Here is an 11866-nt window from a genome sequence, read left to right on the forward strand (position 1 = left end):
CTTCCCTGGAGACACAAAAAAGCCCTGCCGGTCATGCCGACAGGGCTTTTCAGGGTGAATCAGGGCTGAGTGCCCTTCGCTCCCTTCAGGTAGCGGAAGAACTCGCCATCCGGCTCCAGGATCAGCACATCTTCCTTGTCCTTGAAGCTCTCCTTGTAGGCCTGGAGGCTGCGATAGAAGCGGAAGAACTCCTTGTCCTGATTGTAGGCCTGCGCATAAGTGGCCGCGGCCTGAGCGTCACCCTCACCGCGGGTGGCCTGAGCCTTACGGTAGGCTTCAGCAAGGATTTCACTGCGCTGACGATCGGCACCGGCGCGAATTTTCTCCGCTTCCTCGCGGCCCTGGGAACGGTGGGCAGCTGCGTCACGCTGGCGCTCGGCGCGCATACGATCAAACACCCGGCCACGGACCTGGTCAGGCCAGTCCACTTGCTTGACGCGGATATCCACCACTTCAATGCCCAGATCTTCCATGGTGGATTCGTTCACTTTGGCACGAACCTGGTCCATCAGCGCTTCGCGCTGGTCGCTGGCCATTTTCCGGGGATCCACCTTGTCCGTGGAGGCTTCGGCCTCGGCTTCACGAATAATGGACTCGTCCAGCTGATCCCTGGGCACCTCGGTCATCTCACCGGTGACCGGGTCACGCAGTACGGCCGTGTCACCTTCCAGTTTTTCCACATCGCTTTCGCCAGCGACTACCTGGAACACGGTGCGCGAGGCAAACTCGTTACGCAACGCCTCGTTGACCCGCGGGTCCAGCAACTGGCGGGCACGCCCTTCCATTACCTGGGCATTGGAAGAGCCGCCACCCACACTGACGATGTAGCGCTGCACATTGTTGATCCGCCAGACCACAAAGGCATCTACGTTGAGCAATTTCTTCTCGGCCGTGAGGAAAGACTGTGTGGGCACGTCGTACACCAGGGCACGACCATCAACCCGTACCACCTCTTCCACCAGCGGCCATTTGAAATAAATACCCGGTTCCACATCGGCCTTGTCGATCCGGCTGAACTGTTTGAGCACCGCCTTTTCGGCCTGATTCACAATAAAGAAGGAATCCAGCGCCAGCAGGGCCAGAACACCCAGAGCCAGCAGCGCCAACCATCCACGATTATTCATTAGCGCAACTCCCGATTTGGTGTGCTGTAGAGGCTGCGAGAGGCCTCACGACCACTGCCGCCATCGTCTGCTCCTGCTGATGAAGAACTGGCCGGATTGGCGCCTCCTTTACTCTCTGGCACTTTGACATTGCCCCCACGCCCCTTGACCAGTTGCTCCAGCGGCAAGTAGATAAGGCTATTGCCGTTATCCACATCCACCAGCACCTTGCTGGTGGCGCTGTACACTTCGGTCATGGTTTCCAGATAGAGACGCTCACGGGTCACTTCAGGCGCCTTGCGGTATTCGGTCAACAGATCGGTAAAGCGCTCTGCATCACCCACGGCGCTGTCGATCAGACGGTTCCGGTAGGCTTCCGCCTCTTCTTCCAGCCGCTTGGCCTCGCCTCGAGCCTGAGGAATCACCGCATTACGATAAGCTTCCGCTTCCTTCTTGAAACGATCCTCATCTTCCTTGGCTCTGGACACATCATCGAAGGCGTCACGTACGGCATCCGGTGCCTGGGTCCGATCCAGCACCACCTGTTTCAATACCAGACCGGTATCGTAACGATTCAGGTATTCATCAAGACGTTCACGGACCTGTACCCGGATGGCCTCACGGTTGTCCTTGAGCACATCATCCATGGTGGAGGTACCCACCACATGGCGCAGGGCAGAGCTGGTGGCGTGCTGCAGAATGACTTCCGGGCGCGCCACTTTCAGCAGGAAGGGAATCGGGTCCAGCACCTGATACTGTACCTGCAAGGTCACACTGACGATGTTGGTGTCACGGGTGAGCATTGCCTCGGTGATTTCGTAGCGGCGATTCTGCTCCACGTCCACCTTCTCATACTGCTCGATGATCGGTGCACGCCAGCGCAGACCTGGATCCACGGTGCGGTTGTATTCCCCGAAACGCAGCACCACGGCACGTTCGCGCTGATCCACCTGGAAAAACCCGACCAGGCCGTAAACCACCACGCCGATCACCGCAGCGATGATCAGCACCGGCCAGGGAGAACCACCGCCACTGCGGCCGCCGCCTCCGGACTTGCCGCCCTTGCCGCCGAATACGCTGTTGATCTTCTCTTTCAGATTCTTCAGAGCTTCATCCAGATCCGGCGGCCCCTGGTCACCGCCTCCACCCCAAGGGTCCTTCGGCTTGTTGCCGCCGGGTTCATTCCACGCCATGTAGGTCTCCAATCGGTCCGGGCGCTGTGCCCACCGGATTATTGATGGCTCGCATCGTGCGAGCGTTGTGAATTGTAGGAAGGGGCATCATCCCCTGCAACCGCAGGAGCCGGCACCACCAATTCTTCTTCCGTGAGCCCCTGCTCACGCAAGAGACGTTCAAAATGCACCCGGTTCACGTTGATACGCAGCAGCATGCTGCCATCCAGAGCCGCCTGCTCCTCCAGCACTTCGCCAGCCTCGTGCAGGCGGGCACGCAGACGACCGGCAGACGCGGGCAGACGCACCCAGCAATCCACCCAACCGGCGGCCAGTCGCTCGGCGATGGCCTGAAACAGTAGATCAAAACCATCTCCGGTCTGCGCAGAAATCCATACGCGCCAGGGATTGCCGTGCTCATCCCGATCAATTTTCGGCGACTGGCCCAGATTATCCACCTTGTTGTAAACGTGCAGCACCGGCAGGGTGTCACCGCCAATCTCTTCCAGCACTTCGTTCACCGCAGCCACATTACTGTCGCGCTCTTCTGCACTGCAGTCTGTCACGTGCAACAGCAAGGTGGCGTTAACGGTTTCTTCCAGAGTCGCGCGAAACGCCTGCACCAGCCGGTGGGGCAGATGACGGATAAAACCCACGGTGTCGGCCAGAATCGCCGGCCCCACGCCCGGCACCTTTACCTTGCGCAGGGTCGGGTCCAGGGTGGCGAACAGTTGGTCTGCCACATAGACATCGCCAGTGGTGATGGCGTTGAACAAAGTGGACTTGCCCGCATTGGTATAGCCCACCAGGGAAATCAGTGGTGTTTCGGAACGCTGGCGAGCCCGACGTCCCTGGGCCCGCTGCTTGCGCACCTTCTCCAGACGCGACTCGATGGCGCGGATACGATCACGGAGCAACCGGCGGTCGGTTTCCAGCTGGGTTTCACCGGGACCACGCAGGCCGATGCCACCCTTCTGCCGCTCCAGGTGAGTCCAGCCCCTGACCAGCCGGGAAGACAAGTGGCGCAACTGGGCCAGCTCCACCTGCAAGCGCCCTTCATGGGTACGGGCACGCTGGGCGAAGATATCCAGAATCAGGCCGGTGCGATCCAGCACCCGGCATTTGACCACCCGCTCCAGGTTACGCTCCTGAGCCGGGCTCAGAGCATGATTGAACAGCACCACATCCGCTTTGATGTCGCTTACCAGCGCCGCCAGCTCCTCACTCTTGCCTGAGCCGATAAACAGAGCCGGATCGGGCCGGTCACGCTTGCCGGTCAACTCCGCCGCTGGCTCTACGCCGCTGGACGTGACCAGATGATAAAATTCATCCAGATCTTCGCGGCCCATGGCATCGGGCAGATCCAAATGCACCAGAACAGCGCGTTCACCGGCGCCGGTTCTGGTCTGCTCTGTACGGTCAAATAGGTCCATAGAGGCCTGATATGGGGGATTAGACCGCCAGTTTAAACCAGTCAGAGCAAGAAGACAGGGAAACCGGCAGGAAAAAGTACCGATCGGGACCGTTAGCCCGGGCACAACGCAAAGAGCCACCCGAAGGTGGCTCTTTGCAGGTCTGCGGCAGTGTTACTGGTTGCCGAAGCCCTCATCGGCAGCAGGAGCGGCAGGGCCGCCAGCGCCGGTGGTGGTCATGGCCGGGTTACCGCCGCCACGGGGGTTGCGGGCGGGCACGACGGTGGAAATAGCGTGTTTGTAAACCATCTGACTGACTGCATTTTTCAGCAGCACGACATATTGGTCAAAAGACTCAATCTGCCCCTGCAGCTTTATTCCGTTCACCAGAAAGATAGAAACCGGAATACGCTCTTTACGAAGGGCGTTGAGAAAAGGGTCTTGTAGCGAGTGCCCCTTTGACATGGCAAGTCTCCTTGAAATAACAGTAAAAAGTAGTGCCCAACACTTCGGGCAATCAGCGCTGCAACACAGTGAAACCGTCCCATACGGTCACTGCCTTCACCCGATGCGCTATCGGGCAAATTTTTTGTCAACAACCCAGCAAATTGGTTCCAGGTCCCGACCCAACACATTCCGCGCCGCGCTTCTCAAATCGCCGCAAAATGGCTCAAAATTGACGTTTGGCGAATTATAAACCAAAAAGTCCAGTAACAGGGCTAACTAAACACAGATTTACAGATCTTCGCAAGCTGCTCGACTAGCGCCTGTCGCTGTGACGGATCGTTACTGTCGAAGCCGTGTAAATACGGCCATTTACGCAGCCAGGTGAACTGCCGTTTGGCCAGTTGCCGGGTGGCGATAATGCCCCGCTCCACCATGCTGTCGTAGTCGTACTGACCGTCCAGATAATCCCACACCTGCCGATAACCCACCGCCTTCATGGCCGGCAGATCCCGATGCACGCCGGGCAGCTGGCGCAGTGCCTGCACTTCTTCCACCAACCCCAACTCCAGCATGTGTCGGAATCGCTGCTCGATCATGCGGTGCAACCAGGCACGATCCGGGGGCAGCAGGGCCGCGCTGTAGACTGGCCAGGGCAAGGCACTGAACTCACTCAGACCATCCCGGTTCTGTGTGACAGTTGTATGATGATCCGCATGAAAAGCGGACAGGGGCCGACCGGTGACCCGATAGACTTCCAGGGCCCGCTGCAGACGCTGGCGGTCCGTGGGCTTGAGACGCTCCGCACTGGCGGGATCCACCTGGGCCAGCGCCGCATGCACCGCCGACCAGCCTTCAGCCTCTGCCAGGGCGGCAATCTCGGCACGCACCGCCGGGTCCGCTTCCGGCAGGGGCGCCAACCCCTCCACCAGTGCCTTGAAATAGAGAATGGTACCGCCCACCAGCAGGGGCAGTTTGCCATTGGCATGGATCTGTTCGATTTCCCGCAGGGCATCGGCGCGAAAATCCGCCGCCGAGTAAGGCATGTTCAGCTCGCGAAATCCCAGCAGCCGGTGCGGCGCCGCCGCCAGCTCCTCGTCACTGGGCCGCGCCGCACCGATGTCCAGCCCCCGATAGACCAGCGCGGAATCCACATTGATGATGTCGATGGGCAGAGTCTGCGCCGCCTCGATGGCCAGGGCAGTCTTGCCGGAACAGGTGGGTCCCATGAGCAACAGGATCGGGCCGGACGTCTGAAGTCGGACGTCTGAGGCCGCGGTGTTGTCGTCTGACTTCAGACGTCCGACGTCCGACATTCCTACTGCCCCCGCATGAACAAGCGGTCCAGATCCTTCAGGCTCATCTGGGTCCAGGTGGGGCGGCCATGATTACACTGGCCGGAACGTTCGGTGGCTTCCATGTCGCGCAGCAGGGCATTCATTTCCGGGATGGTCAGGCGACGATTGGCACGCACGCTGCCGTGGCAGGCCATGGTGGAGAGCAATTCATCCAGTTTCTGTTCAATCCGCTCGCTGCTGCCCTGGGCCAGCAGGTCGGACAGCACATCGCGCACCATGGCTTCGCTGTCACTGTCGCGCAGCATGGCCGGCACTTCCCGTACCACCAGGGTCTCAGGCCCGGCGCGATCCACCATAAAGCCCAACCGGGAAAACACCTCGGGTTGCTGCTCGGCAAAATCCGCCTCCCGGGAGGACACCGCCAGCGACACCGGCACCAGCAACGGCTGGCTGCGCACCTTGTCCTCGGACCAGCTCTGTTTCAGCCGCTCGTAGGTGATGCGCTCGTGGGCGGCATGCATATCCACTACCACCAGCCCCTGCTGGTTCTCGGCAAGAATAAAGATGCCGTGCAACTGCGCTACCGCATAACCCAGTGGCGGCACGGTTTCCTGATCCGAGGCTGGCGGCATCACCGACGTTTCCGCCACCTGCGGGCGCACCAGGGCCCCGTAGGCATCCGCTTGGCGCGCGCCCTGGCCATAGCTGAAACTGTTCGTCGGCAGCGAATAGGAAGGCCGCCCCGCCGGGGCAGACAGCGACATGCTGGCCTGACTGGGTTCCATGGCCGGCATCACCGACTCCCCTTCGTCCACCACATTGGCGGCCAGTGACTGGCCCGGGCGCACCTCGGCAATGGCTCGATGCAAAGAGCTATAAAGGAAGCCGTGAACCATGCGCTGCTCGCGAAAGCGCACCTCGTGTTTGGTGGGATGCACGTTCACATCCACCTGGGCCGGGTCCAGTTCCAGGAACAACACATAGGCGGGATGACGGCCATGGTAGAGCACATCCGCGTAGGCCTGGCGGACCGCATGACTGACCACCTTGTCGCGAATCACGCGGCCATTCACATAGAAATACTGCAGGTCAGCCTGGGACCGGGAGAAGGTGGGCAGCCCCATCCAGCCGTGCAGACGGATACCATCGCGCTCCACATCCACCGGTATTGCCTGCTCCATGAAACCCTTGCCGCACAGCTTCGCCACCCGCGCGGCGCGCAGGGTGTCATCCAGACCAGCGGGCAACTGATGAATCACCTTCTGGTTGTGGGTAAGACGGAAGGCGGTATTGAACTCGCTCAGGGCAATGCGGCGAAACACTTCTTCCAGGTGATTGAATTCGGTCTTTTCGGTACGCAGGAAGCGGCGCCGAGCCGGGGTGTTGAAGAACAGGTCACGCATGGTCACGGTGGTGCCACGGGGGTGCCCGGCAGGCGTCACGGTCGGCGCCATATCGCGCCCCTCCACCTGCACCTGCCAGCCTTCCGCTTCTCCCTCCACGTTGCTGGCCAGGGTCAGCCGGGATACCGAGCTGATTGCTGCCAGCGCCTCACCGCGAAAGCCCAGGGTGCCAATGGCTTCCAGATCATCGAGCCCGCGAATCTTGCTGGTGGCATGGCGGGACAGGGCCAAGGGCAGGTCGTCGCGGTCGATGCCGCTGCCGTTGTCACGCACCCGCACCAGCTTAACGCCACCCTGCTCCACATCCACGCTGATGGATTCCGACCCGGCATCCAGGGCGTTTTCCAGCAGTTCTTTCAACACCGAGGCAGGACGTTCCACCACCTCACCGGCGGCGATCTGGTTGGCAAGGCGGGAATCAAGCAGCTGGATCTTTGTCACGGGCGTCTCTGTTGGTGGGATTCAGGGTTAGCAGTCCGGCAGTGAATGGCATGCCATCCAGGGCTTGCCCCAGGATGGCATTGACACAGAAGGCGCAGCCTCATAGCTGCCAGCACGTCAATTCACGAACGCGGAATTTTCAGCACCTGTCCGACCACAATGCGATCACCATTCAGCGCATTGGCACTGCGGATCGCCTGCTCGGACACGCTGTACTGACGGGCAATTTCCGAGAGTGTATCACCGGGCTGGATACGATACTGCTCACCGTGCTCACGGCGCTGGGCCGCATACCAACTATGCGGCGCCGGGTGACTGCGAAAATAGGCGTCCACCCCGTTGACGATGGAACGGGCCAGCTTGCTCTGATGTGCAGAGGAGCGCAGGTTGCGTTCTTCTCTGGGGTTGGAAATAAAGCCGGTTTCCACCAGGATGGAGACCATTTCCGGTTCTTTCAGCACCGCAAACCCGGCCTGCTCCACCCGGTCCCGGTTGCCGTGCAGCTTGGTCACCTTGCCCATTTCTCCCAGCACCTGGCGCCCCAGATAAAGGCTGCCGGCCATGGAGCCATTCATGCGCAGGTCCGCCAGTACGCTGAGCAGGGAGCTGTCGTCCTTTTCCTCTTCGTACACCCCGGCCACCCGGTCGGATTCGTTGGCAATCTTCGCAAGATAGCGGGCCCGGGCACTGGTGGCACCGCTGCTGGACAGGGCGAACACGGAGGCACCGTTGGCGCGGGCATCCGTAAAGGCATCCGCGTGAATGGAAATAAACACATCCGCCCGGTGATCTTCACGGGCGATACGGCGGCGCTCGGCGAGAGGCACATAATAATCCCCGTCACGCACCATCACCGCACGCATGCCGGCCTGATCATTGACAAGCTTTTCTACCTTCTTGGCAATCTGCAGCACCAGGGTTTTCTCGTAAACGCCGCTGGGACCGCGCGCCCCCGGATCTTCACCACCATGGCCGGCATCAATGGCCACCACCATCAACCGCGGCTCGCTGGGCGCTTCCTTCTTCTTTTCCGGCTCCGGGCTGGTTTTGGCAGCACTTTGCAGTTCGCTGTCGAACAGATCCACCACCAGGCGCCAGCCATGGGGTTCGATGGGCTTGAGCAGGTTGGTGCGGGTACGCACACCGTCTTTCATGTCGAAGACCACACGGGTCTTGTCGCTATGCTTGCCGACACGAATATTGGCGATGGGGCTGCTGGCGTAATCCAGGGTGTTGACGTCGAAACCCAGGCTGGCATCCAGCAGATCCAGCACGATGCGGTCCGGGTTGGCCAGCTTGTCGAGCTTGTGATCTACCGGCGCGGGCAGGTCGAAGACGATACGGGTGTGGTCCGGCGCCCGGTGCAGACGCACCGAATCAATATTCGTCTGGGCAAACCCCAGACTCGCCCACAAGCCACTGAGCAGAAGCACAAACAGTGCCGTCAGGTTGTTGTTATTGTCACGATGCGTCATAGGCCCAATCCAGGGTCGCCTTTCGTCCACGGCCGTTGACGGCCAGTGTAATGGTCAAATCCGCTGAAGGCACCACCCCGGCGCCCCGCTCCGGCCACTCCAGCAAACATAAACTGTCGGAGGAGAAATAATCCCGTACACCTATCAGCTCCAGTTCCTCCGGATCACCAAGACGATACAGGTCGAAGTGATAGATATGGACGCCGCCAAGCTCGTAGGGTTCCACAATCGTGTAAGTCGGGCTTTTTACCGCCCCTTCATGACCCAGGCCGCGCAGCAAACCGCGCACCAGGGTGGTCTTGCCGGCCCCCAGGTCCCCTTCCAGATAGACGCAGGCACCCCCACCGGTAAGACGTCGTGCCAGGCTGGCACCCAGCGCAAGGGTAGCGGCTTCATCGGGCAGATCCACATGCTCAACAGTCATCCACGCTCTCGTCATTTAGCCAGACAGGTTTCATTCAGCTCGGCACGCAAATACGGCAACAGGTCCGTGGCCAGCATGCCCCGAGGCCCACGGTGCGCCGCGCAGGCATCGGCGGCGCGGGCGTGAATCATGGCCCCCAGCCGGGCCGCATCATAGCTTGCCAGGCCCTGGGCGCGTAAGGCGGCAATCACGCCGGTGAGCACATCGCCCATGCCCCCGGAAGCCATTCCCGGATTGCCGTCACGGATCAGGGCGCGACTTTTCTCGCCCTGTACGTCTTCGCCCTGAATCAAGGTTCCCAGGCCTTTCAGCAACACCGTGCCACCATAGCGGGCCGCCAGGCTTTCCAGAGCCGCAAAGCGATCCTGTTGCACATCCGCTGCAGATACGCCAAGCAGGCGACCCGCCTCCCCCGGATGAGGGGTCAGCACCCAGTCGCCCAGACCAATGCCGTCATCGTCAGCCATCAGGGTCAGGGCATCCGCATCCACTACCAGCGGCTTACCGCTTTCCAGCGCCAGGGCCAGCAGCGCACGGCCCCAGTCATCACGGCCGAGCCCCGGGCCAATGGCGATAACACTGGCCGCCGCCAGCAAGGGGGCCGCCTCGTTGGCATTTTCCACGCCGCGAACCATGATTTCCGGTTGGCGCATGAGCGCCACCGCCACATGATCCGGGCGGGTAATAAGGCTGACTTTGCCTGCCCCGCAGCGGGCGGCAGCCTGTGCGCTCATCACCGGCGCACCGGCAAAGCCATGGTCACCGCCGATGACCAGTACATGGCCGTAGTTGCCCTTGTGGCCATCCGCCCGTCTCGGCGGCAGCAGTGCGTGCAGGTCACCAGACATGGGCACCCGGCAATCCGGCGGCACCTGGTTATAGACATCCCGGTCCACCTGCAAATCAAAGAAACGCAGCTCACCGCTATGCACCGGACCCTCACCGGTCAGCAGACCCCGCTTGAGACCGATAAAGGTACAGGTCAGATCGGCTGACAATACGGCCCCCAACGGCATGCCGGTATCCGCGCCCAGGCCGGAGGGAATATCCAGCGCCAGCCGGGGGACCGCCATTGCATCCAGCGCCGTGAGCAAGGCCGCCATTTCATCGCGCAACGCACCACTGAGACCAGTACCCAACAGGCCATCGACCAGCAGGTCCACCCCTTCGGGCAGATGGTCCAGCGTCAGGGGGGTCATGGGGATGCCGGCATCACGACAACGTTCTGCCATGGTCAGGGCATCGCCTTTCAGTGTTTCCGGCGGCGCGGTGAAATGGATCTGCGGCGCCAGCCCGGCGGCATGGGCCAGGCGCGCCACCACATAGCCATCACCACCGTTATTACCGCCACCACACAGCACGGCGATCCGGCGGGCTTCCGGCCAGCACTCACACAGCGCATCGAAGGCCGCCTGACCCGCTCGGCTCATCAGCTCGGCGCCTGGCGTGCCGGCAGCGATCGCCAGGCGGTCCAGTTCACGGGTCTGAGCAGCGGTATAGAGAGCCTTCGGCAGTGTCGTCATGTTACCCTTCATCGTTCATTTCCCGGCATTATATCCCTTCAAACCATGGACCTGCAGGCACTGAAAGAAAAGATCCAGCTCTGGGGGCGCGAGCTCGGCTTCCAGCAGATCGGCATTGCCGATACGGATCTGCGCGCCGCCGAAGCGGACCTGAAGGCCTGGCTGGAAAAAGGCTACCAGGGCCAGATGGCGTGGATGACCGCCCATGGCAACAAACGCTATCGCCCGGAAGAACTGGAACCGGGCACCCTGCGGGTGATCTCCGCACGAATGGACTATCTGCCGCCGGATACCCAGCCGGTGAAGATGCTGCAGCAGAAAGACAAGGCCTATGTGTCCCGCTACGCTCTGGGCCGCGATTACCACAAGCTGATCCGCAAGCGCCTGGCCACGCTGGCCGCCCGCATTCGCGAGGAAGTGGCCGACAGTCAACTGGCGCGGGCCTTTGTGGACAGTGCACCGGTGATGGAAAAACCTCTGGCTGCCAAGGCCGGGCTGGGCTGGCAGGGCAAGCACACCCTGGTACTGAACCGGGAAGCAGGCAGCTGGTTCTTTCTCGGCGAGATCTATACGGATATCCCCCTGCCGGTGGATCAGCCCGGCGAAGACCATTGCGGCAAGTGCCGGGCCTGCATCACCGTCTGCCCCACCGATGCCATCGTCGCCCCCTATGAACTGGATGCCCGCCGCTGCATTTCCTACCTGACCATCGAACATGAAGGCAGCATCCCCGAAGATCTGCGCGAAGGCATCGGCAACCGCATTTTCGGCTGCGACGACTGCCAGCTTATGTGTCCCTGGAACCGCTTTGCCCAGCACACCGGGGAGGGGGATTTTCATCCCCGTCACGGGCTCGGTGACAGCGACCTGGTGACGCTGTTTTTGTGGAGCGAAGAGGAATTTCTGGAACGCACCGCCGGCAGCGCCATTCGCCGGGCCGGGTACCGCAAGTGGCTGAGAAATATTGCCGTGGCGCTGGGGAATGCGCCGGGGTCAGAGGACATTGTGCAGGCGCTGAGAGAAAGAGAGAATTTTCCGGACGAGACGGTGCAGGAGCATGTGCAGTGGGCGCTGGAACGGCATAGCCCACCCCAACCGTAGGAGCGTCGCTCGCGGCGCGATCCCCCAACCCCGGAAAAGCATGATTTACCACAGAGCTCACTGAGGAAAA

The 11866-nt window shown here is 61.2% G+C and carries 10 protein-coding genes; 1 reads left to right on the forward strand and 9 read right to left on the reverse strand.

The genetic code is table 11. The features are described 5' to 3' along the window. Positions 1-59: 59 nt before the first annotated feature. From hflC to KZ772_RS09325, 9 genes are all read right to left on the reverse strand, one after another. Positions 60-1124, reverse strand: coding sequence for a protease modulator HflC (hflC, locus tag KZ772_RS09285; RefSeq protein WP_290509287.1), 1065 nt, complete (start codon positions 1122-1124; stop codon positions 60-62). Then, positions 1124-2296, reverse strand: coding sequence for an FtsH protease activity modulator HflK (hflK, locus tag KZ772_RS09290; RefSeq protein ID WP_290536314.1), 1173 nt, complete (start codon positions 2294-2296; stop codon positions 1124-1126). Before hflK ends, hflC begins: the two co-directional genes overlap by 1 nt. A gap of 38 nt (positions 2297-2334) precedes the next feature. Continuing rightward, positions 2335-3708: a ribosome rescue GTPase HflX gene (gene hflX, locus KZ772_RS09295; protein ID WP_290509289.1), complete on the reverse strand. Its 1374-nt coding sequence runs from the start codon at positions 3706-3708 to the stop codon at positions 2335-2337. 153 nt (positions 3709-3861) lie between these two features. Continuing rightward, positions 3862-4152 (reverse strand): RNA chaperone Hfq, encoded by a 291-nt coding sequence (gene hfq / locus KZ772_RS09300; protein ID WP_290536315.1) that lies wholly within the window; start codon positions 4150-4152, stop codon positions 3862-3864. A 254-nt stretch (positions 4153-4406) separates the two neighbouring features. Next, positions 4407-5447, reverse strand: a complete 1041-nt coding sequence (miaA, locus tag KZ772_RS09305) for a tRNA (adenosine(37)-N6)-dimethylallyltransferase MiaA (RefSeq protein ID WP_365870009.1) — start codon at positions 5445-5447, stop codon at positions 4407-4409. 2 nt (positions 5448-5449) lie between these two features. Beyond that, positions 5450-7273, reverse strand: a complete 1824-nt coding sequence (mutL, locus tag KZ772_RS09310; RefSeq protein ID WP_290536316.1) for a DNA mismatch repair endonuclease MutL — start codon at positions 7271-7273, stop codon at positions 5450-5452. A 122-nt stretch (positions 7274-7395) separates the two neighbouring features. Continuing rightward, entirely contained in the window at positions 7396-8748 is a 1353-nt protein-coding gene (locus KZ772_RS09315; protein WP_290536317.1) for an N-acetylmuramoyl-L-alanine amidase, read from the reverse strand. Continuing rightward, positions 8735-9172, reverse strand: a complete 438-nt coding sequence (gene tsaE, locus KZ772_RS09320; RefSeq protein WP_290536318.1) for a tRNA (adenosine(37)-N6)-threonylcarbamoyltransferase complex ATPase subunit type 1 TsaE — start codon at positions 9170-9172, stop codon at positions 8735-8737. The genes KZ772_RS09315 and tsaE overlap by 14 nt, the downstream gene beginning before the upstream one ends. 11 nt (positions 9173-9183) lie before the next feature. Then, the gene (locus KZ772_RS09325; RefSeq protein ID WP_290536319.1) at positions 9184-10695 is read right to left on the reverse strand and encodes an NAD(P)H-hydrate dehydratase; all 1512 of its coding nucleotides are present in this window, start codon (positions 10693-10695) and stop codon (positions 9184-9186) included. 45 nt (positions 10696-10740) lie between these two features. Here KZ772_RS09325 and queG point away from each other — a divergent pair, with 45 nt between their 5' ends. Then, the gene (gene queG / locus KZ772_RS09330) at positions 10741-11796 is read left to right on the forward strand and encodes a tRNA epoxyqueuosine(34) reductase QueG (protein WP_290536320.1); all 1056 of its coding nucleotides are present in this window, start codon (positions 10741-10743) and stop codon (positions 11794-11796) included. The last annotated feature ends 70 nt before the right edge of the window (positions 11797-11866 follow it).

It is taken from the genome of Alcanivorax sp., from assembly GCF_019431375.1.
In the GTDB taxonomy this organism is placed as follows: Bacteria; Pseudomonadota; Gammaproteobacteria; order Pseudomonadales; family Alcanivoracaceae; genus Alcanivorax; species Alcanivorax jadensis_A.

Bases quoted from the DNA above. Each gene is read 5' to 3' on its own strand.
- miaA (WP_365870009.1), bottom strand. From the start codon at position 5,447: ATGTCGGACGTCGGACGTCTGAAGTCAGACGACAACACCGCGGCCTCA.
- KZ772_RS09325 (WP_290536319.1), bottom strand. From the start codon at position 10,695: ATGACGACACTGCCGAAGGCTCTCTATACCGCTGCTCAGACCCGTGAA.
- KZ772_RS09315 (WP_290536317.1), bottom strand. From the start codon at position 8,748: ATGACGCATCGTGACAATAACAACAACCTGACGGCACTGTTTGTGCTT.
- hflX (WP_290509289.1), bottom strand. From the start codon at position 3,708: ATGGACCTATTTGACCGTACAGAGCAGACCAGAACCGGCGCCGGTGAA.
- hflC (WP_290509287.1), bottom strand. From the start codon at position 1,124: ATGAATAATCGTGGATGGTTGGCGCTGCTGGCTCTGGGTGTTCTGGCC.
- queG (WP_290536320.1), top strand. From the start codon at position 10,741: ATGGACCTGCAGGCACTGAAAGAAAAGATCCAGCTCTGGGGGCGCGAG.
- hflK (WP_290536314.1), bottom strand. From the start codon at position 2,296: ATGGCGTGGAATGAACCCGGCGGCAACAAGCCGAAGGACCCTTGGGGT.
- tsaE (WP_290536318.1), bottom strand. From the start codon at position 9,172: ATGACTGTTGAGCATGTGGATCTGCCCGATGAAGCCGCTACCCTTGCG.
- hfq (WP_290536315.1), bottom strand. From the start codon at position 4,152: ATGTCAAAGGGGCACTCGCTACAAGACCCTTTTCTCAACGCCCTTCGT.